Source organism: Anabaena sp. TISTR 8404, from assembly GCF_056847745.1.
Window position 1 is genome coordinate 3538527 of the sequence record NZ_CP180578.1, and the last position, 25045, is coordinate 3563571.

General features: G+C 40.6%; 17 protein-coding genes. 5 read left to right on the forward strand and 12 right to left on the reverse strand.

Annotation, left to right across the window (positions count from 1 at the left end):
* Positions 1-381: 381 nt before the first annotated feature.
* Positions 382-981, reverse strand: coding sequence for a DUF1802 family protein (locus ACMX3D_RS15335; protein WP_482746762.1), 600 nt, complete (start codon positions 979-981; stop codon positions 382-384).
* Positions 982-1060: 79 nt separating this feature from the next.
* On the opposite strand from ACMX3D_RS15335, the gene ACMX3D_RS15340 reads away from it, so the two are divergent.
* Positions 1061-2020: an aldo/keto reductase gene (locus ACMX3D_RS15340; protein WP_482746763.1), complete on the forward strand. Its 960-nt coding sequence runs from the start codon at positions 1061-1063 to the stop codon at positions 2018-2020.
* A gap of 515 nt (positions 2021-2535) precedes the next feature.
* Here ACMX3D_RS15340 and ACMX3D_RS15345 read toward each other — a convergent pair.
* From ACMX3D_RS15345 to ACMX3D_RS15360, 4 genes are all read right to left on the reverse strand, one after another.
* Positions 2536-3516: a PRC-barrel domain-containing protein gene (locus tag ACMX3D_RS15345; RefSeq protein WP_482746764.1), complete on the reverse strand. Its 981-nt coding sequence runs from the start codon at positions 3514-3516 to the stop codon at positions 2536-2538.
* Positions 3517-3574: 58 nt separating this feature from the next.
* Positions 3575-7252, reverse strand: a complete 3678-nt coding sequence (smc, locus tag ACMX3D_RS15350; RefSeq protein ID WP_482746765.1) for a chromosome segregation protein SMC — start codon at positions 7250-7252, stop codon at positions 3575-3577.
* A 747-nt stretch (positions 7253-7999) separates the two neighbouring features.
* Complete coding sequence (locus tag ACMX3D_RS15355) at positions 8000-8716, reverse strand: SDR family oxidoreductase (protein WP_482746766.1); 717 nt, start codon at positions 8714-8716, stop codon at positions 8000-8002.
* A gap of 106 nt (positions 8717-8822) precedes the next feature.
* A complete protein-coding gene (locus tag ACMX3D_RS15360) occupies positions 8823-9530 on the reverse strand; it encodes a diacylglycerol/polyprenol kinase family protein (protein ID WP_482746767.1) in 708 nt (235 codons plus the stop codon).
* Between the two features lie 12 nt (positions 9531-9542).
* On the opposite strand from ACMX3D_RS15360, the gene ACMX3D_RS15365 reads away from it, so the two are divergent.
* A complete protein-coding gene (locus tag ACMX3D_RS15365) occupies positions 9543-10445 on the forward strand; it encodes an Rpn family recombination-promoting nuclease/putative transposase (RefSeq protein WP_482746768.1) in 903 nt (300 codons plus the stop codon).
* Between the two features lie 23 nt (positions 10446-10468).
* Here the strand turns inward: ACMX3D_RS15365 and ACMX3D_RS15370 are convergent, their stop codons facing one another.
* Positions 10469-12226 (reverse strand): DUF3685 domain-containing protein, encoded by a 1758-nt coding sequence (locus tag ACMX3D_RS15370; RefSeq protein WP_482752344.1) that lies wholly within the window; start codon positions 12224-12226, stop codon positions 10469-10471.
* 103 nt (positions 12227-12329) lie between these two features.
* On the opposite strand from ACMX3D_RS15370, the gene ACMX3D_RS15375 reads away from it, so the two are divergent.
* On the forward strand, positions 12330-15350 hold the full coding sequence (locus ACMX3D_RS15375; protein ID WP_482746769.1) for a pentapeptide repeat-containing protein: 3021 nt from the start codon (positions 12330-12332) through the stop codon (positions 15348-15350).
* Between the two features lie 79 nt (positions 15351-15429).
* Here ACMX3D_RS15375 and ACMX3D_RS15380 read toward each other — a convergent pair whose 3' ends face one another.
* Positions 15430-15879, reverse strand: a complete 450-nt coding sequence (locus ACMX3D_RS15380) for a Fur family transcriptional regulator (RefSeq protein WP_482746770.1) — start codon at positions 15877-15879, stop codon at positions 15430-15432.
* A 476-nt stretch (positions 15880-16355) separates the two neighbouring features.
* Here ACMX3D_RS15380 and ACMX3D_RS15385 point away from each other — a divergent pair, with 476 nt between their 5' ends.
* Positions 16356-16622, forward strand: coding sequence for a hypothetical protein (locus tag ACMX3D_RS15385; RefSeq protein WP_482746771.1), 267 nt, complete (start codon positions 16356-16358; stop codon positions 16620-16622).
* Between the two features lie 111 nt (positions 16623-16733).
* Here the strand turns inward: ACMX3D_RS15385 and ACMX3D_RS15390 are convergent, their stop codons facing one another.
* Positions 16734-17357: an FMN-dependent NADH-azoreductase gene (locus ACMX3D_RS15390; RefSeq protein WP_482746772.1), complete on the reverse strand. Its 624-nt coding sequence runs from the start codon at positions 17355-17357 to the stop codon at positions 16734-16736.
* 60 nt (positions 17358-17417) lie between these two features.
* Here ACMX3D_RS15390 and ACMX3D_RS15395 point away from each other — a divergent pair, with 60 nt between their 5' ends.
* Positions 17418-17981 carry a 3'-5' exoribonuclease domain-containing protein gene (locus tag ACMX3D_RS15395; RefSeq protein WP_482746773.1) on the forward strand — a complete coding sequence of 188 codons (564 nt, stop codon included), beginning with the start codon at positions 17418-17420 and terminating at the stop codon, positions 17979-17981.
* Between the two features lie 12 nt (positions 17982-17993).
* Here ACMX3D_RS15395 and ACMX3D_RS15400 read toward each other — a convergent pair whose 3' ends face one another.
* From ACMX3D_RS15400 to ACMX3D_RS15415, 4 genes are all read right to left on the reverse strand, one after another.
* Positions 17994-18494, reverse strand: coding sequence for a cupin domain-containing protein (locus tag ACMX3D_RS15400; protein WP_482746774.1), 501 nt, complete (start codon positions 18492-18494; stop codon positions 17994-17996).
* Between the two features lie 27 nt (positions 18495-18521).
* Positions 18522-21452 carry a carotenoid oxygenase family protein gene (locus tag ACMX3D_RS15405; RefSeq protein WP_482746775.1) on the reverse strand — a complete coding sequence of 977 codons (2931 nt, stop codon included), beginning with the start codon at positions 21450-21452 and terminating at the stop codon, positions 18522-18524.
* Between the two features lie 163 nt (positions 21453-21615).
* Positions 21616-22938 (reverse strand): hypothetical protein, encoded by a 1323-nt coding sequence (locus ACMX3D_RS15410; RefSeq protein ID WP_482746776.1) that lies wholly within the window; start codon positions 22936-22938, stop codon positions 21616-21618.
* 209 nt (positions 22939-23147) lie between these two features.
* Positions 23148-24479, reverse strand: a complete 1332-nt coding sequence (locus ACMX3D_RS15415) for a hypothetical protein (RefSeq protein ID WP_482746777.1) — start codon at positions 24477-24479, stop codon at positions 23148-23150.
* Positions 24480-25045 lie beyond the last annotated feature (566 nt).

The window sequence follows — 25045 nt, forward strand, 5'->3', positions numbered from 1 at the left end:
GCAGATGCAGCACTACAAAATTACGCCATCCCCAATTCCTGATCTTGGTTAAAAGTGCCATGTATTGGGGATTTTGTACAAAAAAGCTGTTGATGACTCAATATCTTTCACTCCGAGACTGGTAATGATTCAGCATTGCTTACAGGCGCGTTCATATAACGCCTTTTAACGATACTTCGCTGGTTATGAGGGCAAGATTTTTCTCATCGTATCTGCGGTTTTTGCTAATGTATGTAACAAGAGTTACTTTTTTGACGGATAGCTGGATAACAAATGATTTGTTTTGCTAGTCACACCAGTAAAATTTTCTTATCTCCTTATACTGAATTCGCTCAAAATATTTTTTGAGTTGACGAATCAAATGCTGATCAGCACTGATATTCACAGCGATGGCACATAAAACTGATCATTAATAATCGCGCGAATTTCCTTGACGATTTCTGCGTAGTCAGAATCAGACAAAACAGGTGTTGCACCTTGGATATTAATTGGTTGCGCTAAATCAATCCATGATTTGCAACCACCATATTGCGGAAGATAAGAGATTTCTTGAACCTTCGGTAGTTTATAAGTCCTTAACAGCAGAATATACAACGGCTGACGCGGTTTCCATTTCAAGCGATCGCTAATAAAATATTCATTCCAGATATGAAAGGGGAGTAAAGCGTTAACAGTAGACTCCTCACTAATTGGCAAAATATCTGTGATTGCAGCCCAACTACCGATGCGAATCGTTTCTGGATGCCAACCAGGAGTTACTGGATAGACGAGTCCAGCATATTCTGATTTTAGCAGGAATGGCTGTTGATGTTCAAAAGTTGGATAAAGTAAAACTTGCTCATGGGCAACTTGGAAACGGCCATTTTTCTCGTGAATGCCACCTTTACGCAGCAACATGATGGTTTTGCCACTTTCCAAAGCATTTATCGCCACAGACCATTCTTTGAGTGCAAATAAAGTCGAAGTCAAATTTATCAGCATCTACTGTAACTCTGATTTAATTTCAAGCTAAGACCGTTAAAGTATGAAACTATCCGGGGAAATGAGTTAGAGAATTATCATGGAAAAGCGAAAATTAGGTACATCTGCCGTAGAAATTACACCCATCATCGTTGGAACTTGGCAAGCTGGCAAAAAGATGTGGGTGGGAATTGAAGACGCGGACTCAATTAAAGCCATCCGCACCGCCTTTGAAGCTGGAATCACAACTGTTGACACAGCGGAAGTTTATGGTGAAGGTCACTCTGAGCGCATTGTAGCCGAAGCTTTATCAGATGTGCGCGACCAAGTACAGTATGCCACAAAAGTTTTCGCCAACCATCTTAAGTATGATCAAGTAATTGAGGCTTGCGATCGCTCTTTAAAAAACCTTAAAACCGATTATATCGACCTTTATCAAATTCATTGGCCCTCTGGAGCTTTTAATAGTGAAATTGTGCCGATTGAAGAAACAATGAGCGCTTTAAATTATCTCAAACAGGAGGGAAAAATTAGAGCGATTGGTGTTTCTAACTTTTCTCGCGCTCAATTGGCCCAAGCATCACAATATGGACGTATTGATAGCTTACAGCCACCATATTCTTTATTTTGGCGACAGGTTGAGCAAGATGCTATGCCCTATTGTATCGAAAATCAAATTTCTATCCTGGCTTATTCACCCCTAGCCCAAGGATTGCTAACTGGAAAATTCACTCGCGGCCAAAAATTTGCGCCTGAAGATAACCGAGCCAAAAATAAACTATTTCAAGGTGAAAACTTTGAACGCGCTCAACAAGCTTTAGATAAACTGCGCCCCATAGCAGAACGCTATCATTGTACCTTGGCTCAATTAGCGTTAGCTTGGTTAATTGCCCAACCCCAAACAAATGCGATCGCTGGTGCGCGTTATCCTGAACAAGCAAAGGATAATGCCGCAGCCGCTAATGTGAAATTATCTGCCGATGAAATTGCGGAAATTGATGCAATTGGACGAATTGTCACCGATCATCTAGATAACAATCCTGTGATGTGGAATTGGTAAGCTGATATTTCTGCATCAAACCAGATGTAGAGACGTAGCAGTGCTACGTCTCTACATGACAAAGATTGCAAAAGTAAACAAAATATCAACTTTAGTAAAGTAGTGGTTGTTACTCCCTAATCGAGTGCTAAATTGAATAACAAGACATCAAACAAAGCAAAACCAAACCCCAAGGGCAAATGATTATGATGTCTCCTGTCAGAAGCCCAAGCAAATATTCAGCATACCTATAATTTAGATGTGGCAAAAGCCAACAAATTAAAAAGGCAAAGCCAAATCCCTAAGCGGAAAAACAAAGATTGCTGAGTTTGCTAGTTGTTAAGTCCACCTTAGTTGTTTGCTCTCTCGATTATTTAGCTAATTTTAAAAAATTTGAAACCTGTGAATTCCCAAAAACCTGGTCACCGTTGACCAGGTTTTAAGCTTTTTATAGTAATACAAAATTCAAGAGGCAGAGTGGTGTTGAAAACTACTCTGCCTCTTGAGTAAGAAATATAAGATGGGTTAAATCTTACTTAATACCCGCCTTCTTCTTCATACTCTGGCTGCCGTTCCTTGACTTTCTTGGGAATGTTTACTGGTTTTGGCGCATCTTCCCAAGCATCGCCTTCTACATCGTCGTCATAATCATCATAATCGTCGTCGGTGTAGGCTTTAGGTTCATACTTGGGCGGTTGATATCTGTCTTTGCCTGTAGCTTCGCTCCAGTTATCTTCTTCGTCTTCTTCTTCGTAGCGGATAGACTCATACTGTCGCGCTCTCATAACTTCGCGCCGTGGTCTTTCTTCTTCTACGTAGTCTTCATTCCATTCTTCTTCCCGCGCTACGGGTTCAGGGGCGCGAACTTTTGGCTTAGGTGGTTGTAATGGTGTTCCACTAGGTAGCTGATTTGCAGGTGCAACTGTGCGTGGTGCAGAATAACCATATTCTTCGTCTGCATCTCTTTCCCAAGGGGCTTTACCGATACCTAAACGCTCAAGCACACCTACTGTTAATTGCGTTGTACGTTCTTCGGCTCCTTCAAACACAATTAATCTACTGGGGCCAGTACTAACAATTTCGTCTATTGAAATCTCATAAGTACTGAGAAATTGGTCGGGAATTTGTGGTACTCCCAAAGAAGCAATAATTATCGAGTGTAGCTTACCTGAGATGCCATCAAATTTGAAGCCCCGCACTCTACCTAAGACTTCACCTGTTTCTGTAATTACTTCCCAGTTAATCAGGTTGCTGAAAGCTTCAATTTCAATATCTTCGATTACATCTTCGTTATCAACCAGGATGGCATCACCAATTTGGTTGATACTGCTGAGGTACATATAGCGTGGCAGTCCAGAGATAGAGATCAGGCTGTCTCGTAAACCAAGAGCCACAACCTCCCTTTGATCAATATCAACCCAGATTTGATTCACAATCCCCAACCGCTTGGCGTTGTCGCGGGTAATCACCTGGGTATTTAATAAGTCGGAACGCCTAATTATCTGTTCAGAGGTCATTCTATACCGAGTCCTGATCTCGAATCCGGTTTATCTATACACTATTATTAACAAACATTCAAGCAGATGTATTCGAGGATGTTAACTTAATTCCCAAAACTTGGGTATAAGCGCCTCGTGCTTGAGTAACGCCAATGGTGCGTTCGGCTGATTCTATCATCGGACGACGCAAACTCACAACTATGAACTGTGCTAGTTGTGCTTGTTGTTTGATCATTCTAGCTAATCGTTCTACGTTTGCCCCATCCAAAAACATATCTACTTCGTCAAAGGCGTAAAAAGGTGATGGACGGTAGCGTTGCAGGGCGAAAATAAAACTTAATGCGGTGAGGGATTTTTCACCCCCAGACATGGATGCTAGTCTCTGTACGGGTTTACCTTTGGGATGCGCGACTAAGTTTAAACCACTGTTAAAAGGATCTTCGGGATCATCGAGTTGCAGGTAGCCGTCGCCTTCTGAGAGGGTGGCAAAAATCGATTGAAAGTTTTCGTTCACTGCGTCAAAGGCTTCTTTAAAGGCGCGTTGTCGCAAAGTGGTAAAGTTTTCAATTCTTAATAATAATTCCGTGCGTTCGGCTTCTAAGGTTTGTAATTTTTCTGTGAGTTCTTGCAAACGGTTTTGGGTGCGTTCGTATTCTTCTAACGCCAGCATATTTACAGGTTCCATTGCTTGCAGACGTTTGGCAAGCGATCGCAATTCTTTTTGCAATTCTTCTAAATCTACCTGTTCTGGCACTTCCGGTAAAGGACTGGGCAATTCTGGAAGTAGTTCTCGCAATTGATTTTGCAATGCTTCTAGTTCTTCACGCCGCTTTTGCTGGGTTTCTTGCAGCTTTTCCAGTTCCCATTCTAATTGTTGCTGACGGAGTAAATGCGATCGCACTTCTTGTTCGATAGCATCGCGTTTTACCTTTTCTTCACCCAAACTTTTTTCCATTTCACTCAGTTTGGCGCGAGTTTCGGTGATTTGAGTGCTGAGTGCTGCGTACTGAGTGCTGAGGGTTTGGAGTTTCTGCTGAGAACTTGCTTGTTCTTGATGATACTGGGCAATTTTTTGTTCAGCTTCTTGGATACGTTCTTGTAAACGCTGCTGCTGGTTTTCTAAGTTTTTCAGCCGTTGTTCTGCTTCCCGTAATGCGGATTCTCGTTGTTGTAATTGTTGCTCTTGGGTTTTAATTACCGCTTGAATTTGTTGCCACTCACTAGGCGTTTGTGATGCTTCTAGCTCCGCTAAAGCGTGGCGCAGTTGTTGTAATTGCGCTTCTTGTCCTGGTAAATCTTTATCCAAAATTTCTAGGCGAGATTGGGCGACGGAGAATTTTTCGGTATTTTGGGCAAGTTGCGATCGCGTGCCTTCTAACTGCGTTGTCAAAGCTTTAATATCTTTTTGCAACTGTTCTAATTGCAATTGCTGTTCGCGGCGTGCTTGACGTGCTTCGGTGAGTTCTTGGCTTAGTTGTTTGGTTTTGCTGGATAAAGAGGCGATCGCATCAATACAACGATCTAAAATCCGTTCAATATCTGTCAAGCGATTTTTCAACGCAATCGCTTCATCTGATTCCGCCGCTTCCCCTGTACCGAAGCGCAAAGCAGAACGCTGATTTGTACTACCACCAGTCATTGCGCCACTGGTTTCTAATAATTCCCCGTCTAAGGTGACGATGCGATATAAACCGAGGTTTTTCCGCGCCTGCTCTAAGTTGGCGAAGACGACTGTGTTACCAAAAACATAGTTAAACACATCTTTATAACGGCGATCGCACTCAACTAAGTTCACAGCATAATTAACATAGCCGTTAGCTAACCGCAGCGTCGCATCTTGGGTAATTCTCGGAGCCTGAATCTTATTTAAGGGTAAAAATGTCGCTCTCCCGGCGCGTTTTTGCTTCAGCAGTTCAATTCCGGCGGCGGCTATCCCATCATCATCGACTACGATATGTCCCAACCTCGCACCAGCCGCAATTTCCAACGCCAACTGATACCGAGGTTCTACCCGTCCCAACTGTACCACCAAACCACAAACCCCAGGCATCCCCGATTGAATAATTACCTTACTAGCTTGCGTCCCTTGGACTTCTTGTTGTGCTTGGGTTTGTGCCTCAATTTTATCTAACTGGCGTTGTTTTTCTCGTTGTTCTTGAGAAAGCCTTTTTTGAGTATCTTGCTGAATTTGTAATTCTTGTTCTGTCGCCGCGAGATTTTGCGCTAAGTTCTGGATGGGTTCGCTAGATGTGTTAAATTCTGCCTCAACTCGCGTACACTCAGCTTGTTTTTCGGCTAATTGCGGTTCTAAGGTGGCAATTAGCTGAGTTTGTTCGTGAATTAATTCTTGTAGCTGACTATTACGTTCTCTTAGTTGTGCTTGCTCTGTGCGTTGCGGTTCCAGAGTTTGCAGTAAAGTTTCAATTTGACGATTGAGTGCAGTTTGTTGCTGTACCCATGCTTCCGACGCGGAGGCGATTTCGGCGGCGGCTTCACGGGATTTTTGCAGTGCTTGTTCCGCCTCATCCCGTTGCTGTTGACAATATACAATCGATTGCCGTTCGACATTCTGGGTTTCGGCAATTTCTCCCAAAGCCTGCTGATGCTGGTGAATTTCCTGCTGCGTTTGCACCAAACGCTTGGCTGTTTCTTGGGAAGTTGCTTCTAATTCCGTTTGCTGACGCTGGAGTTGTTTACGTTCTGCTTCTTGAGTAGCGAGAGTCGCTTGTACCGCTAACAGTTCCTCTTCACCCAAAGCTTTGACATAAGCATTGAGTTTTTCTAATTCAGCCGTTTTTTGGGTAATCCCGACATTTAAAGTTTCTAATTGGAGTGTAAGGTCATTATGAGAGCGATCGCCATTTTGAATTTCCGTTGCTAACTTTTCTTGCTGTGCTTGCAGCGAACGCCACGATAACACCGCTTCCCAAGATTGCTTGTGCAGATATTCCGTCCGCAACTTTTGATATTTTTCCGCTTTCGCCCTATCTTGAGAAAGGCGATCGCGCTGTGCAGTTAACTCCGTCTCAATAATCCGACAACTATCTTCCTTCTCCTTCACCTCATCTAACGTACCCTTGGCTTGGTGAATCTTGCGATCAAACGCCGCCACACCTGCCAACTCATCAATAATTTCCCGCCTTTCCCGCGCATTCATCGAGATAATGCTAGTAACGTCCCCTTGCAAAACGACGTTGTAGCCTTCAGGATAAATCCGCAGATTCTCCAACTCCTCATGCAACTCCGTCAGCGTACAGGCAACACCATTGATATAGTAATTTGACGTGTAAGTTCCTTGATGAGTTACCCGCAACCGTCTTGTGACACTCCATTCAGTGCTGAGTGCTGAGTGCTGAGTGCTGAGTTCTGTATTCAGTGCTGAGTGCTGAGTGCTGAGTGCTGAGTCAGGATTCTTGTTTTCTTCTTCTAATTCCTCTCTGCTGTCCTCACTTTGCGCCTTTGCGTCTTTGCGTGAGATATCCTCCCCTGTCAAATCAAACGTCACCGTCACACTAGCTTCCACTGACGCGCGTCCCTTAGCCGTTTGAGTATTATTTACCAAATCCGGCAGGCGATCGGCCCGCATCCCCTTAGAACTGGCCAGTCCCAAACAAAACAATAGCGCATCCAAAATATTCGACTTACCGGAACCATTGGGCCCAGATATGACAGTAAACCCCGGCAGCAAAGGGACTGAAGTAGTACCGCCGAAGGATTTGAAGTTGGTAAGTTCCACGCGCTTGACGTACACCATAGGCGCTGGTTCACTGGGCTAATGGTTAATGAAGAACAAGTGTATCAATTAATGAAAATTTCGCAATAGTTTCGTATAGAGAATTTAAGGATTCTCCAAGAACGGAGGCAAGGAACTCGTGTAGGAAGAGAGAAATTACTGAAATATCAAAGGTAATTTTAACGAAAACTTAGGAAAAATAGTATTCTTGTCAGAATTATAATTGTTTAGTTTTGTTATCAATAAATGTTTCTAACTCTTGCATGGTATATGTTGAGAGATTGTTAGCAACCATATATTGAGAAAATTGCAGCGATATTCCAAAAAATGACAAAAATGGTTCTAACTTTTTTAATTGTGCTATTTAAAACCTATGCCTGTCAGACGATGCAGAGTAAGAATAACAAATGACCAATGACTATTGAATATTGACGAAAATTAAGTAAAACACCAAAGCGGAGAAGTTTTCCTATTTTGTTACATAAGTATTGTGGTTGAAGTTTGTCAACCCTACTTGATTAGGAGTTATGATCTATCGCTTTGGTGCTTTTTTAGCGGACATTTCCGCCATAAGGGTAAAAGTAAAGGGCTTATAAAGCTTATAATAGCTATCTATAAATTACTGTATCAGCCCGTACAATTTTTGCTAGATTATTGAATTAATTTTGCTCAACGATCCCTATGTCAGGAAAATCATATAATTTAGCAACCTTTGCGCTGTTAATTGTCATTAATTACCTATATTGATAAATAACTAAATACAAAATTTTACCAATCAATTGGTTGGCGATCGCGGAAAAATCCACCAGTCGCACCATCATCTGGAAGCGTTGCCAGCCAAACTATCGTATCGACTCCCTGTTCTGGAGTACGGGGTGCATTTGCACCACCCATATCAGTTTTTACCCAACCAGGACACACAGAATTAACTAAAATATTTGTGCCAATTAATTCACTAGCAAAAATCCGAGTTACGGCATTTAAAGCTGTTTTAGAAATGCGATAGCCTGGAGAACCTCCTCCCATATCTGTTAACTGTCCCATCCCAGAAGAAACGTTAACTATTCGTCCATAATTTTGTTCCTTCATTAATGGAATTAAAGCTTGAGTAACACGCACAACACCGTAAACATTTGTGTCAATTGTTTTGTGCAAAGTATCAATTTTTGTATCAAGAATACTGCCGCTACCTGTTTGAGCATCAATATAAATACCAGCATTATTTACCAGTGCATCAACTTTGCCAAACTGCTGACGAATAAACTCAGCCAAATTACGACTGCTTTCATCACTAGTCACATCCAAGGGATAAGAAATCACATCTAATTCTTCAGATTGTAACTTTTGCGCCGCAGCTTTACCTTCATCTTCATTCCTGCTGGTGAGAATGACTTCATATCCTTGTTTAGCTAATTGACGAGAAGCTTCAAACCCTAACCCACGATTTCCACCAGTAACAACTGCAACTTTTTGGTTTGTACTCATGCTGATTTTCTCCGCATCATATTTTTATCTGTGTAGCGGCATCTATTCAAAATACTAGGTCTGACTCAAAATAACACCCATCGCTTGACAGAAAACAGACTATAAATTAAACCTGCATCAATACCCAAATTACCCCTGCTGTAACTAGTGGCACACTGAGGTTATCTGTACCGTGAGGCGATATTGCTTCAACTAAAGTTGCAAAAATAGCACTAATTAATGCTGTTAACAAAGCCTTTTCAACACCAACAGACACAGCTAGAGGACTCAGAAAAGAACTGGGTAAAAATAGCAACACTAAAAATATTACGGTTGCACTGGCTAAAAACATTGCCAGCGAACCTTCCCAAGAACGCACAGATGACCCTATTTGGTATTGATGTTGTCCGAAACGTTTGCCAATTAATGCAGCTAAAGCATCTCCCCAAGTCATGGCCATCACACCAGCTACAGCAATAGATACATGATCAACTGGGCTATCTGGTCGCCAGAATAACCCAAAAAGCATTGTCACCGAAATTGCAAAATAAACTGTACCAGGGGAACTATCTTCAGTATCCATTGCACCAATGACTCGATAACGATAAAGCAAATAATTTACCCCAATAAAAGTAGCGAAAGGTATGATACCAATTTGCCAATGTTTAAACAGCAGCAGTACGCCAAAAACCCACATCCCTGCACTAATATGGATAAATTTGCGAGTTAAATCTGGTTTAATACCAAACAGCCTCCGTAGTCCTTCACCAAGAACTAATAAACTAATAGCGTAGGTATAAGATGCTGCTAGTCCGATAAAATCATTGTTAGTCATTATTGAATATGAATGCGCCGAGATTCGATATTTTACAAACTATTTCAACAATTCCCTAGTTTACTATTTGAACTATTACAAAATCCTGTAGCGAACGCAAATGCTTATCGATTTGATTCTGTTGCAGTCAAAGAACCGAAATTTGAAATCGATGGCGTATTTCTCCCACCAGAAAACGCTGGTGCTGGAGTTATTTATTTTTGTGAAGTGCAGTTTCAAAGAGATGAACAGCTTTATGAAAGGGTATTTGCAGAATCCTTATTATACTTTTATCGCAACCGGGCGAGATTTAGCGACTGGCAAGCCGTGATAATTTACCCGTCTCGTAGCATCGAGCAAAGTGATATTTATCCTTATCGCGCCTTGCTCAACAGCGACCAAGTAAATCGCGTGTATTTAAATGAATTAGGAGATATCCGCCAATTACCTGTGTGGGTAGCGTTGATGGTGTTAACTACGGTAGATGAAGCACAAGCACCACAAGAAGCCAGGTATTTACTTGACCGTTCCGCCGTTGAACAACCTGAAACTACACAACGCGCCATAATAGAACTAATCACAACAATAATGGTGTACAAGTTTGAACAATTAAGCCGACAAGAGGTTGAATCAATGCTAGGAATTACCCTGAAAGAAACAAGAGTTTACAGAGAAATTAAGGAAGAGGGGCGCGAAGAAGGGCGCGAAGAAGGTCGAGAACAAGGTCGAGAACAAGGATTAGAACAGGGTCGACAACAAGAGGCGGTTAATCTCGTAATTCGCTTACTAACTAAGCGATTTGGAGAATTACCTGAAGAAGTGCGATCGCATATCTCCAGTTTACCCCTTGCTGTTGTTGAAGATTTGAGTGAAGCCTTGCTTGATTTCACCAATTTGGCTGATTTGCAACTTTGGTTAGAAGCAATTCAAGTTTAAGTGCTGAGTATCAAACCTGTTGTTCACTTTTGTCTTTCACTATTGCGTTTAAAATTTTTATCTTGAAACGAAACACTACCAATACCTTGGAGAATACCGCGACCGATTAAACCTAAACCGCGACCGATGACTTGAGTTAAAACAAAAACAATCCCACTACCTAAAAAGGATAACAGTGATTGTAAGCGTGGAGCGATCGCATCCCACAATTCTAGTACCAGCGTTACAAATAAAGGTACTCCGGAAAGCTTGGCTAATTCTTCGTTGCGAGGTGCGTAAATTGAAGTTTTAGCAATTCCGCGCGGTACTAAAACAAATAACTCATAGCGGCTTTCAAAAATTGCTTTCGCTTCATTGACATAATTATTTAAACGATATTTCCATGACAAGTCATTTCTAAATCGTTCAATTTCTCGTGTAGAAATTAACTGACGAGTATAAAAATTTTGTTTAATTGCTTCTACATCTGCCAAGTAATTCAACAGTGGTTGTAATACTCCATTAGCAACTTGAATCAATAAATTCTCTAAAATTGTTAATGCCTGAGCTTTTGCATCATAACTAGCTGCCAGATAAGCATTATTATCAATATGTAAATCTTTCTGAAATAGCAAATAAGCAAGTAATTCCAACACAAACGGAATTTTATTTAATATCTCAGTTTGAACAATCCTGGGATTTTGCAACAATACATTTACAATCTCGATATTTTGTTTGCCGACTTGCACGCGGGAAAACTTACCAAAAAAATCTGTAACTGTTGCTTGCCATAAATCAAATAATATAGTGTTCTTATACCCTTCTAACTGTTCAATTGTAATTTGAGAAGCACGTAATTCATCTAATTGCTTAGCTAATTTCTGTAATATCAAATACAGTAACTCACGCTTTTTAACCTCACGTAAAATATCAATTTCTAGAGGAACATCTGTGACATTTTCTAAAGGAAATTGTAATTTGTTTATACAAGACGAAAATAAAGCGATTTGTAAGACTCTGGGGTTATTTGAAGCTGGTAAAGTTAACTGTTGTTCAGCATCTGTTGAGACAATAGCACTACTAGGTGAGGGCATAACTGGCAATTGCTCAGGAGAAACAGTAAATTGCTGTTGTTGTCGTTCTTGGTGTGAACTTAACAAGCTATTGAGTAACCAACGCGCTGCTAAAAGTTCTCGCCGTTGTCCAGCCAGAACAGCCTGGTCTAGTATGGGTAAACCTGGGGTTTGTAATTGTACTGTAACTTTTGCTAAAGCAGCATTAATATAATTGATTCCTGAAAGACGAAGATTATGTCGCCAGCGAAATAAAGGTGACTGAGAAGATAAAGAAATCGGTGGTTGAACAGGACTTGTTTCTACTAACCACTGATAACCTCCAGCTACCACTGCTTCCATTGCAGCCACTATTTGAGCAACAGGAGTACCTTTAGGACAGTATCCATCTACACCCTCTGCCCTTGCTGCTGCCAGTGTTTTTGGGTCTTGGACATAACTCAGAAGTAAAATTGGCAGGGTGGGGTGTAAAGTTTTTAGTTGATGACAGAGTTGTAAACCTTGCAACTGGCTGTCAATTGAACGACCGTTTCCTAATTCCAAAACCACCAAATTCACTTGGTTGAGGTCTTGATTGGCAAGTTCTGCTAGTATTTGCAAAGCAGCAGTCGCTGTTTCTACTTCTGCTACTACTTGCAAATTAGGCATTTCCTCCAAAGCTACCCGCAGTCCCAAGCGGAAAATAGGGTCTTGGTCAATTAGTAATAATTTTAGAGGGCGATCGCTCATCATTTGCTGAGATACTAAGCTTAGTCCTACTCATTGTTACCTGTTTTCGTCAACCAATAAATGAATCATAATTACATAGGCGGACTCTTAATTATGTAATTAAATGAACCTCAATATCCGGCAATGGTTGGCAGAACGCCAGATTGAAATCAGTCAAATTAGAGAATTTTCACTTGGTCAGTTGGCGGGGATTGCTTACCGTATTGTCCAGGATATGGAAGTTAAAAGCCTTGCACCGCTTGATATCTGTACTTTAGCAGAAGTTTTGGAACTACCCTTAGGTTCTGTTTGGCAAGATATCAATGTCATTGCTCGATTAACAGAAAGCTTATTACGTAGTCTCAGTGAAAAAAAGGCTTTAAAACGTAACGAAGGTACATGGCTGGCGTTTCAAATTGCTTATCTTCAAGCTTTACAACAGGTAATTGCGCAAGAAATAAACTTGCAAAAACCTTGGCTGAATCGAGCTATGATTCCCACTCCAGCCGAAATTTTAAAAGAGTTAGTTAGCAAACTTAGCCTGCAAGATACTCAACTCCAAGGGCTATTAAAAACTCTCAGTCCAGGTAAATTAACGGATACTCAAGCTGAACAAGCTCTTTCTGTAGTTGCAGATTCATTATTAGTACAACAAATGAATAATGCTACTGTAGCTTGGTTGATCGCCAATGGTGCTGAAGATTTAGAAGCTAAATTACTGACGCAGCGTTTAACTCATTCCCTTAGTGGATATTTACTCAAAGTTATTGCTGAGAATGCGCCACCTTTAGCCCAACTACAAAAATTTTTCAAATTGGGTTCTACTAGCAATATTTCCTCTCCAGAATCTGCTAATTCTTCAGTCGGTGACAAAATTGATTTATGTCGAGAAAACTACCGGGCAATTTTACTGCAAAATCTCAGTACACCTTTATTCATGGAATCCTTTGCACTCAAGGATATTTATGTCCCTCTCAAAGGTGTAGTAGCAGACACAAGTAATTCTCCGTCAGTTGATTTAAAAAGATGGGTGCAAGAACAATTAGCAGATAGTGAAACAATAGCTGTTATTACTTCAGAACCAGGGTATGGTAAAACCAGTTTCTGCCAAATTTGGGCAGCAGAAGTAGCAAGAGAACTTTATCCTACTTGGATACCAATTATCATTCGCTTGCGTGATATTAAATATGGCAAAACTTTAGCAGAAACTCTCAATTCTGGTTTTCTTTTAAATGCTCAGACTAATTTAAGTGATTGGCTAGAACAAGAAAATCCGCGATGTTTATTATTGCTAGATGGTTTAGATGAATTACCTGCTACTAATTTAGGTACAAGGGCAAAGGCAATTTTTCTTCAGCAGCTAATTACATTTCAAGCTGAAGGTAGACATAAAATTGTGTTGACTAGTCGCAAAAATACTTTAGAAGAAATTGACTCAGATATATTATTGCAGTTGCAGCAAATAGTTATTCAGCCGTTGGAACAAGAGCAATTAAAACAATGGTTTCAACAGTGGGCAATTTTACAATCTTTACCTATCGCCCAAAATTTATTTACGTTTTTAAAGCAATCTGGGCTATTTATTAGTAACTCTAAGTTTCCCGAACTAGCTGCTTTGGTTCGCCAACCTTTGATGCTGTATTTATTTGGGGTTTTACACCGTGACGCACTCTTAGATGAGGAAATTTGGCAATTAGCTCAACAAACTAGTACTACCACTGTCGTCTGGGAAATCTACCATCGCCTGAGTCGCTGGTTATTAGGCTATCCAGCAACTGGCGGGATTAAGACAATGCTACTGCGTTCGGGTTCAGCTCACATTCATCGTACACAAGAAGCGATCGCCAATTTACTCTCAAATCGCCATCCCCAAGATTTATTAGACCAAATGCAGGCGATCGCTCTCCAAATTTTACACAGCGATCGCTATCAAATTAACTTACCTGAACAATATCACCTCAACACCTTACCCGCCTTCTACTTCAAAACCTCTTCTTCCCCCTACTCCCTACTCCCTACTCCCCACTCCCCACTAACAGAATTTTCCCACCCTAAATTAGGCGAATATCTCTGTGCTGAAGCTATTGCTAATCAACTACAAATCCTGACTCAACAGCAAAAAGATACCTACGGAACACTAATTTTTTGCCTAGATTCACCTACTAGTGTTGCCCAACATTTATATAATCTTCTTGGCTATGGAGTTCTCACTCCAGACATTGAAAAACTAGTTATTGAAGCTTTGCTACACCAGCCCAAAAGCGATTTTTCTCTAGATTTATTACTGCAACGTCTAGAATTATTTTGGCGTGGTTACTGTCACGGTCGTTGGTTGAATGAAGGGATAGTTCATCAAGCTTGGAATTATTTCCACAACCGAAATAATCCGATAAATATTGAGCAAATTAATGCCAACGTTGGCGTAAATATATTTTTATTGTTGTGTGCTGGTTATCGAGTTACAAAAGTTGCTTTTTCCCCTTGTGGCAATCCTAAACATATAGAAGAATTTTATCCAGAAGCTTTAACAATGCTGTTTGGCAAAGCCGCAATTCTATCTAATTATGTAACAATTAAGCGAATTCTTCCCCAATCTCTAGCTGGAATTAATCTTTCCAGTGCATCTTTGTTGCAAGCGATGTTAGCTAAAGCCAATCTAGAGGAGACAAATTTATCAGGTGCAATCTTAACAGGCGCAAATTTAACTGGTGCTGATCTCAGCCATGCAAATTTAACTAGTGCTGATCTCAGCCATGCAAATTTAACTAGTGCTGATCTCAGCTATGCAAATTTAACTGGTGCAAATTTGACTGGTGCTAATCTCAGCAAAGTAAATCTTGAGACAGTTAATCTCACCAATGCTTGTTTATTTGATGCTATCCTGGCTGATACTGGCAGAGAAATTGCCACAGCTAATGGTGCTGTATTCTCTTTGGAGGAGTTTTACACCCTGAAAAAATTGCTATCACAGCCATCTTTGATGGGTAATACTAGCACCGACAAAACAGCAGCTTGGTTTAACAATAATATTGATATCCGAGGAATTGAAAGCTTGGAAGGAGAGCCAATTTCCCCAGTGGATTTATACGATGATGATGTCGAAGACGAAACGGTATTTAGTGTGAACCCTAATGATTATGATTAGTCAATGGTCAATAGTCCATAGTCAATAGTCATTTGTTATTTTTCCCCTACACCCCTACACCCCTAAACTCCTGTTTTCTTTACGCATCCTCTGATGGATTGCGATAACCATAAAAGTTAATACTGTATTCAGTAATTTGCACGCCTGTTTGCTGTTCTACTTGACGCAGCAATTCTTCTGGTAATTCTATGTGTACATCCAGAATTTGATTGGTATCAAGACAGTTGACATGGCTGTGAGCATCACTAATATTGCCGTATAAACGACCGTCGCAGTGTTCAATACACTCAATAATGCCTTGACTAGATAAAGCTTCCAGGTTTTGATATACAGATGTATGACCGATGTCTTTACCTTCTTGGTTGAGGCGATCATAAATTTCTCTAGCAGATAGATGCTCATTTGCTTGCCACAGCAATTCTAAGATAAAACGGCGCTGGCGACTGACGCGCATACCTAACATTTGGCATCGGTCGAGCGCATCTTCTAAGGAACGAATTGGTTTTTTAGCTATCGTTGGTTTTTGCATATTAGTTTCGCTATCTATTCAGGAAATTTTCTATTTCCATGTGTATTGGTTCTTTTTGATATAAAAAAATATTATAGGCTGCTTTTTCCTTCTAACTGTGTTGTTGTTAGCGATCGCTGAACAATTCACAGTCTAAAACAACTGCATTTACAGCTTGTTGAGGATTGACTCATCATATTCCTCTCTAAAACAAACTCATTACAACTTTAGCTTAAAGTTCTCATCGATGTCCACCTGAGGATAGGTGTGGTTTATATGTCGCAATATAGTTCAGTTAAGGTTTGCGCCCTACTCTAAGGTATGTAGAAAATTTAGGTAAAATTTTTAATCCTCTTTTATCTCATTAAATTGAGGTAAAAAATCTTGAAGTCTTTTCTGCGTATGGATTTTGGCATTAAAATTTGCAACAGCTTGAAAAAGAGCGAGTATAATCGGTGACTGACAATTAGCAATAGGTTTTCGCTAAAAGGCTATTTATGTCAGATCAATTCACGTTTACCGTTACCAATCAAACTGACCTAGCAATTACAGAATTGTATGTATCTCTCGATGAAGATGAGTGGCTTCCATTCACGTTGAGTGATGAAGGAATTCCATCAGGTGAAACAGCAACAATCGCCTGGGCTGAATATACCAATGATTCACCCTGTGAATGGTATATATCTGCTGTATTTGAAGATGAATCAGAAACTGAGTCAGCCTTATTTAACTTTTGTGAAGAACCAGATTTAACAATTGGATAAATTCGGCACTGCAAAACAGATTAACAATTGAAAAGCGATCGCCAAGGGTAATAAAAACGGATAAAGGCACACATCTGTGCGCCTTGAGAGAAAATATATCTGTATGAAAGTTTACCAATTAGTTACAACTTGAGCGATCGCTTCTTTGGCGTATGCTAATGATTGCTGACGAGCATCATCACCTGAATTGAGGTTATCAGCATGGATAAATGTCACATCGATCAGACCGATAAAACCTAAAATAGCCCGGAGAAAAGGTTCTTGATAGTCGTAAGCAGCAAAGGGTGTGCCTGGAGCAAAAGAACCACCACGAGATGTAATAATTAATACTTTTTTGCTACTATCAACTAAACCTTTGTAGCCGTTTGCATCCATAGCAAAGGTACGACCAACACGCACAATTTGGTCAATGTAAGCTTTGAAGGTAGAAGGGATATTTAAGTTATACATCGGTATACCAAAAACATAGCGATCGGCAGCCAAAAACTCATCAATTAAACTATCCGAAAGCTTAATCGCCTCAACTAGTTCTGGTGTGCGTGCAGCAGGGGGTGTAAAAGCCGCTGCTATCCATGATTCGTCTACGTGTGGAACAGGATGATGACCTAAATCTCGATAGGTAACTGTATCACCTGGATGTTTATCTTTCCAAGATGTGACAAACTCATACGTGAGCGATCGCGAAATCGAACGTTCACCACGAGGACTAGAATCAATGTGTAGAATATTTGCCATAAATAAAGCCTAAAATCAGATTATTACTCAATTTGTTGGGTTGAACAGGCAGTAAAAAAGGTGACAATCGAAATCTACGTCAGCACAGATATTGAAGCAGACGGCCCTATCCCTGGGCCTCATTCTATGCTCAGTATTGGCTCAGCAGCCTACACCGCAGATAAACAATTAATTGCCACCTTTTCGGCAAACTTGGAAACATTGCCAGGAGCAACAGGCCATCCCAAAACTATGAAATGGTGGTCAACACAGCCAGAAGCTTGGGAAGCTTGTCGAGTCAACGCCCAGCCACCAAGTCAGGTGATGCAAGCATATCATACTTGGTTACAAGCATTACCAGGTAAACCAATCTTCGTTGCCTATCCAGCGGCTTACGATTTTATGTTTGTTTATTGGTATTTGATCAACTTTGTGGGTGATAGTCCCTTTAAACATTCAGCACTAGATATCCGTTCTTATGCGATGGCATTCTTGAAACGAAATTATAAGGAATCAGGCAAAGAACACTTACCAAGTGAGTGGTTAGAGGAGGCTCCCTTAAGCCATGTTGCACTAGATGATGCTATTCAACAGGGAAAGTTGTTTTGCAATCTCTTACAAAACAACTTACAACGTGAACATTAATTTAGCTTTGCTCTAGCTGTCTGATTGGGTATCAGAAGGGGGAAATTTGAACCCATATTTTGTGACAGCAAGAGCGATCGCCTTTTCGACATCTTCAGGATTTACTTTTCCTAAAAGACTCAGTTTTTCTGCTTCATTGGTTGACTCTACTAGTTGTCCTACTTCGGGGGATATCTGTTCCAATCCAGCTGGTGTTACCCAAAAGATATATTTGAGAGGCTTTAAACCCAGATTTTTAAAACTATGAATTTGGTTTCTAGAGATATGGATAAAAGTTCCTGGGGTAGCAACAATGGTTTTACCATCAATTTGATATTCCATTTCCCCATCTAAAATGTAATGTGCTTCTTCTTGTTCATGAAAGTGAGGTGGTATGTAGCCTTGAGGTTGCATTAACACCTCAGATAGTCCATAAACTCCACCTGTATTTTCTCCTGTAGCCAGAATAGTAAATAAGTCACCCATGAGTAAATATGTCTTACCCTGGCCTGGTTGAATGATTGTGCTTGTCATTTGTTCTTTGTCCTTTGTTATTTGTTATTAGTTCTTTTCACCTATTCCTGTGTTAGCAACCCATAAAGCGTGAAAACCATAAGGTACGCGCTGGGGAAGTATTACCCTTGCTACAGGTTCAGATGTCATATCTTGGGCATTAATTACCAGTAATTCCGATCTTTCCAACTGGGTATCATAGACATAAGTCAACAGCCAACCATCATCTTCCGCAGTAGCATTTGGTCGGGGCGCAAATACCCCTTCACCTCCAAAGCGTCCTTGACCATAGTAATGAGTTTCTGACCTACGATTTTCAAAATCATATTTGAGCAAACCATTAATTAATGGTTTAGGCATCTTGTCTAAATCTCCCCGCGCAAAGTAACCGTAACGCATCTGCCGTCCCATATAGTTATTGTTAATCTGCGGATAATCAGCGGGAACATAATCTTCAAATACTTCCTCCTGCACAGATCCAGTAACTATATTGCATCGCCAACATACTAACTGCATGGTTGCCAAAGCTGGATCGATATCAACTAGTACACCGTCGTTGTAATGCGGTACGAAGAAGTAAGTAGAATCCATCCGACAACCAAATAGCAGCACTTCGTCACCCTGTTCATAAGCATTAATAGTATGAAAGAGTGCAAAACCAGGAATCTCAAACCAAACAACTGTGCTGTTATCTCCGTAGCGGGGTAGAATGCCGAAACGACTGGGACGTGCTGCATCAAACACAATGGGTGAATCGCCTCGCAGTAACTTCCCTGGCTGGAGCGCCACAGGTATATCTACCAGAATGGAGTAGTTTTCGGTAATGGCAAAATCGTGCATGATTGTTGCATGAGGCATCTGAATCGGCACATTGTGTACGATTTTTCCTGCCGCCGAAATAACACCATATTTTAGGTAAGGTCGCATTAAAGGTGACATAGAAATGAATATCATTTCACCTGTGACTGGATCTACCTTGGGATGAGCAGTGAAAGCAGAGGTTAACTCGCCATCAAAGGTGTAAGAACCTACTGTTTCTAAACTAGGAAGTTCTACTTGATATGGTTCACCCATATCCCAAAGAGCCAAAAATTTATTACCATGCCACACCATTGCTGTGTTAGCTGGATTTTTAAATAGCATTCCTTGAGGCAAATCCAGCCGAGGCAAGTTCAAAAGTCCAGGCCAGATAGCTCTACCTTCTGTTTGTTCGATATTAAATCCTTTGGTACGAACATAGCGGTTACGATAAGAGGCTTTGCCATCATTGATGTGTACTCCGTGAATCATGCCATCGCCATCAAACCAATGATGACGACCAATCGGAGGAAATTGGGGATTAGGCCCAATACGCAAGAACATCCCTGAAAGTTCTTTTGGTAGTTCTCCAATTACAGGCAAATCGTTAGCTGTAATCTCTTGCTTGACTGGGGCAAAGTTATCAGTGAGGAAGATGTCTACTAACTTGGTGTTTATTTGCTTGTCACTTGCTGCTGTACTCAAATAGTTGACAACTGCGTAGGGAACAGAGGCGTAAATTCCATACACTTCTTGAGCAATGTTTTGGAAGCGTCCGACAATTTTCTCGTGGCTGAGAGCGTTAACTTGGTTCTTGTCTGCGAAACTTTTGAGTCTAGTTAGAACCGATTCATCTTGTTTCTCAGCCCAATCTGCTAAGATATCAGGAATTTCTGGGTGTAAAACGACTAATTGAGCAAAAGTTTGCTTGGAAAGCTCTAGTAAATCTACAGTTTGAGTAGCGTAAGTTGTTGATATTCTCGGCAAGCCTGTAATGACACTTGTCTCACCAAACAATGAACCAGAACTTAGTTCAAACTGTTTGACTTGTGATGTCCCTGGCTCCTCGACTTGAACTTTTACAATGCCACTGACAATAATGTAAGCAGTTTCACCTGGATCTCCTTTGCGGAAAATTGTTTGTCCTGGAGTGAAACGAACTTGCTTGACTGTGGTTGTCAAATTAGACAAATCTGCTTCGTTGAGGAGTGGTTGACCTTCTGCATTCACCAGCAACTTGCAGTAAAAGTCACTCTGCAATAGCTGTGACACCACAGAACCTTGTTTTATATCTGCTTTGGGTTTTGAGAGTTGGGGAAATTTACTAGGAATAAAATTGTTAGTCAGCAAAACACCTAAAAAGCGGTTGAGAAGATTCTGACCGCCTACTAAATTTGTGTCTTTTAGTGTTTTGAGGAGTTTTTCTTCTTGCTCATCTATATTGCGATCGCTCTCAATTAAACTACAAAGAGTATCGCTCAATTCCTGATAATCTTCTGTGCTAGAGTAGCTGCCTAAGTAAGCTTTTAAAGCTTCATAACACTCTTCTGGCTGGATGGGTTTAGTTTGGGCTAATAAACTTTCTATCTCTGGGTCATTTATTAAGCCTTTTTGGGTGGCGATGTGTTTTAAATATTCGCGTTCTTCTGGTTGAATAACACCATCTATCCAGGCAACACCAATCAAAATTTTTAGTAACTGTTTATTTTTGCTATTGTTATCTATCGCTAGGGCATCAATACTCTGTAAACGCTTTTGTTTTTGAAATGTTTCTGTAAGAAAATTTTTATTTTGCCAAATACTGATTAAGCGCTTGCTGATGTTTTGACTAACCCATGATTGATTTTTATTTTTTACTTGAACAGCTTTGACAAATTTTCTTTCTGATGCTTCTAGTTTTTCATCACTTGCAATTAAGAAACTAATGCTTTCTTGTAGTTCTTGATATTTTTCTTGAGTTGGATTGCTACCCAAATAAGCTTTTAACCAACTATAGCATTCGGCTGGCTGTACTTTCTTTATAGGTGACAACAATAATTTGATTTCTGGATCATCAGCTAGTCCTTTTTGGGTTGCTATTTGTTGTAAGTATTCGCGTTCTTCTGCTTGAACAATCCCATCTATCCAAGCAACCCCAATCAGAATTTTTAGTAACTGTTTATCTGATTGACTATTGTTCATATTCTTATGACTTTGAGGAAAAATGATTTTTTAAATTTTACAGTATGTAGAGATAGAATTTGATTAAGGAATTAGAGTTAATTGATAAAGTCGAGATTTTTATGAATCTCCTGGCAAAGACAGGGAATAGAAAAAACTGTTCCCTGTTCCTTTGCGATGAATCTCAAATCTTTAAACCGTCGAGATAAGCTTTAATTGTGGGTAATCCTGTCATCTTTTCATAGAAGAAATTGTTGACAATCTTCATTACCTCGGCTTGGGCTGCTTCTACCTGTGGCCCAAGGGGTACACTTGCTTCCTGACGACAGATACAACGGTATAGCCGCAGAAGATGGCGCACAATCTCCAATTCTTCTTCTCCTTCTAAAACCTTGACAACTGCAAGAATCAATTCATCAGTTTGATCTAGAATGCTATCAAGATTAAAGACGGTACTTTTTTCTATAGCTTCTTGGACAGTTAGTACCAAAGCATGGACTTGATAAAGTAATGCCGCTGGTTCATCAAATAATTCGCGCAAAAAAGCTGCTTCCTCATACTGTCCACTTAATCGGAAGATGTTGTATAGGCGTTTAGCAGCTTTGCCATAGTTAGGATTATTCCCAACACATTTTTTCACTTCATTTTGCAACAGCCGCACATAATCATCCATGACATCGGTGGAGACTTGCTTCACCAGTTTGGAAAAAATTGGCGCAGATTGAGCATCTAAATAAACCTCTTGAAAATACCCGTCGAGATAACCATCAAGCGGAGTGATTGTACCGTCGGGAGCTTCCCAGGTGACATCCAACATATTACTAGCATTGGACAATTGAGCGCGTACCTGATCGGCAATTACCCAGTCCAGCTTGCACCAACCGGGATCGTCGGCGACAGAATCCCAGGTGATCGCAATAGGATTTCCTTGAATATCTGTAGCTGAAATTTCTCCTGCGACAATATCATCAGGAAACCATGTGATTGGTGAGCCTTGGTGATAGGTGCGATCGCCACGAATCACATCTTGGGGATAGCTACCAAATTTTATTTCAATTAATTGATAATTAGTGCCAGACAAGCTACTGAGTGCTTTCTCACGCATAATTCGGGAAAGAATTTGGCAGGCTTCAGTCCGGGTAGGAGCAATAATATTTACCCGCTCGAAGTAGTCGCAGTCTCCAGGATATGTTTGCATCTTGGATTGAGCAGCTGAACCAGAAAGAGCCAAAGCGGTTTCGACAACACCTGGTATATCGTCAAACTCGACAATTTTGCCGATCGCTCGAAAACGTGCCACTTCTTTGGGATCAAAATCCAACATGGTGACTTTGTGACCAAATACACCAGTTTCGTGATCATAGGTAATATCGCTGTCTCCTGTCGTTTCGGCGATCGACTTCATCCAGCGTTCCAATTCTGCTTCATTAAGTTGAACCCCCAATCTTTTGGCGGATTCAATCACCCGATTGCGTGCATCTATTGTTTGATCTGGGATTGTTGACATACTTTATTCCTGCATTGCTGAATTAAGAGATAATACAAATTCGTAATTCGTAATTAAGGAAGTTAGAGATATTCTGGGTTTGAAATGTGGAATTTATTACCGAATTTTAGAGAATTGGTATACGGTGATTCATCACCTGAAAATACAAGGGACGGACGAACGCCCATCCCATAAAAAATTAGCAATGTTTTATGACGCTCAGCACTTTGCTAAACTGTAACGCCGTCCATGTAAGCTTTGATTGTGGGTAGCGCCGTCATCTTTTCATAGAAGAAATTGTTCACAATTTTCATTACTTCTGCTTTGGCTGCATCCACTTCAGGCCCCAATGGAGTACCAGACTCTTGACGGCTCAAACTACGGTATAAGCGCAGCAGATAGCGCACAATTTCTAATTCCTCTTCTCCTTCTAAAACCTTGATGACTGCCATGATCAGTTCATCAGTCTGATTGAGGATACTATCGATATCAAAAACACTGTTGTTGTCACTGGCTTGCTGGACAGTTCCCATCAATGCGTGGACTTGATAAAGTAATGCGGCGGGTTCGTCGAATAACTCGCGTAAAAAGGCTGCTTCTTCATAACGCCCATTCAGCCGGAAGATGTTGTACATCCGCTTTGCAGCTTTGCCGTAGTTAGGATACTTGCCTTTGACACATTTTTGCACTTCCTTTTCCAACCTCGTCACATAATCATCCATGACATCGGCGGAGGCCTGCTTAATCAACTTTGCAAAAATGGGTGCAGATTCAGCGTCTAAGTAAACTTCTTGGAAGTAACCGTCCAGATAGCCATCTAGTGCAGTGATTGTGCCATCGGGTGCTTCCCAGGTGACATCTACTACGTTGCTGGCGTTGGACAATTGACCACGTATTGTGTCGGCGATAATCCATTCCAACTTACACCAAGACCAGTTGGGGTCTTGTGCTACAGCATCCCAGGTAATGACTAATGGATTACCTTCTAGGTCTTTCGCTTCAATTTGACCAGCAGTAATCTCTTCAATTGACCAGGTAATGGGTGAACCAGCGCGTCGAGTACGTTCCTCACGAATGACATCTTGGGGATAAGCACCAAACTTGACATCAATTAACTGATAATTCAGGCCGGACACGGTATTGAGTGCCTTATCACGCACCAACCGAGCGAGTATTGTGCCAGCTTCCGCACGGGTGGGAGCGATGATATTAACCCGCTCAAAGTAGTCACAGTCTCCAGGGTAAGTTTGAATCTTAGATTGCGCTGCTGAACCAGAGATAGACAAAGCAGTTTCGACAACGCCGGGAATGTCTTCAAATTCGACAATTTTGCCGATCGTCCGAAAACGTGCTACTTCTTGCGGATCGAAGTCCAACATAGTGACTCTGTGACCAAACACACCAGTCTCTTGATCGACGCTAATATCACTGTCTCCTGTGGTTTCGGTGATTGACTTCATCCAACGCTCTAATTCTTGCTCATTCAGTTGAACCCCCAATCGGTTGGCAGATTCAATAACGCGCTTGCGGACATCTAGGGTTTGATCGGGTATTGTACTCATGTTTATTTGGCTAAGTAAATTTTGTGTCTACAAGTTGCACATTTAATTAGTGGGTAAAAACTGCAAACTCTCTTGCCTACTTGCAATTTTAATGTGCTTTCTTCTGTGCTTAACTGTTGAGATGAGTTCGATAATAAAATTTATTTTGAACCATCAAAACCACTATTTTGAAGTTCAGTTAAGCGAATTGTTGTTCAAAATAGTCATGCTGCGAGAGTGAAAAATTTCAGCAATTAGCGAAATTTTTCATGATTTATTCTTTTTTGTGATTTGTGTTTATTGATTGGTGATACTATTCTCATGAAAGTTACTCAAAAATTTAAGACATAAGTTTTACAAACCAGGGCTTTGATGTACAAAGGGGTGTTAATTAATTGTTATTGTTTGGTTATGCTCGAACAATTTGCTAAATTTGTAAACCGGGAAAATTGTATTTATTTTTACTACAAATACGAATTGACAAAATATTATAAATAATGCTTCTTTATTGAATAAATGTATAAATGGTGACAAAAAATTCTTAACTGTCTTAACTGTCCGGTAATTACCTTGAATTTACTACTTAA

What these genes read in the sequence shown, in the direction of transcription:
- ACMX3D_RS15390 (WP_482746772.1), bottom strand. Translation starts at nt 17,357, where the DNA reads ATGGCAAATATTCTACACATTGATTCTAGTCCTCGTGGTGAACGTTCG.
- smc (WP_482746765.1), bottom strand. Translation starts at nt 7,252, where the DNA reads ATGGTGTACGTCAAGCGCGTGGAACTTACCAACTTCAAATCCTTCGGC.
- ACMX3D_RS15345 (WP_482746764.1), bottom strand. Translation starts at nt 3,516, where the DNA reads ATGACCTCTGAACAGATAATTAGGCGTTCCGACTTATTAAATACCCAG.
- ACMX3D_RS15370 (WP_482752344.1), bottom strand. Translation starts at nt 12,226, where the DNA reads ATGAGCGATCGCCCTCTAAAATTATTACTAATTGACCAAGACCCTATT.
- ACMX3D_RS15340 (WP_482746763.1), top strand. Translation starts at nt 1,061, where the DNA reads ATGGAAAAGCGAAAATTAGGTACATCTGCCGTAGAAATTACACCCATC.
- ACMX3D_RS15365 (WP_482746768.1), top strand. Translation starts at nt 9,543, where the DNA reads ATGCGCCGAGATTCGATATTTTACAAACTATTTCAACAATTCCCTAGT.
- ACMX3D_RS15385 (WP_482746771.1), top strand. Translation starts at nt 16,356, where the DNA reads ATGTCAGATCAATTCACGTTTACCGTTACCAATCAAACTGACCTAGCA.
- ACMX3D_RS15405 (WP_482746775.1), bottom strand. Translation starts at nt 21,452, where the DNA reads ATGAACAATAGTCAATCAGATAAACAGTTACTAAAAATTCTGATTGGG.
- ACMX3D_RS15375 (WP_482746769.1), top strand. Translation starts at nt 12,330, where the DNA reads ATGAACCTCAATATCCGGCAATGGTTGGCAGAACGCCAGATTGAAATC.
- ACMX3D_RS15355 (WP_482746766.1), bottom strand. Translation starts at nt 8,716, where the DNA reads ATGAGTACAAACCAAAAAGTTGCAGTTGTTACTGGTGGAAATCGTGGG.
- ACMX3D_RS15360 (WP_482746767.1), bottom strand. Translation starts at nt 9,530, where the DNA reads ATGACTAACAATGATTTTATCGGACTAGCAGCATCTTATACCTACGCT.
- ACMX3D_RS15380 (WP_482746770.1), bottom strand. Translation starts at nt 15,879, where the DNA reads ATGCAAAAACCAACGATAGCTAAAAAACCAATTCGTTCCTTAGAAGAT.
- ACMX3D_RS15410 (WP_482746776.1), bottom strand. Translation starts at nt 22,938, where the DNA reads ATGTCAACAATCCCAGATCAAACAATAGATGCACGCAATCGGGTGATT.
- ACMX3D_RS15415 (WP_482746777.1), bottom strand. Translation starts at nt 24,479, where the DNA reads ATGAGTACAATACCCGATCAAACCCTAGATGTCCGCAAGCGCGTTATT.
- ACMX3D_RS15400 (WP_482746774.1), bottom strand. Translation starts at nt 18,494, where the DNA reads ATGACAAGCACAATCATTCAACCAGGCCAGGGTAAGACATATTTACTC.
- ACMX3D_RS15335 (WP_482746762.1), bottom strand. Translation starts at nt 981, where the DNA reads ATGCTGATAAATTTGACTTCGACTTTATTTGCACTCAAAGAATGGTCT.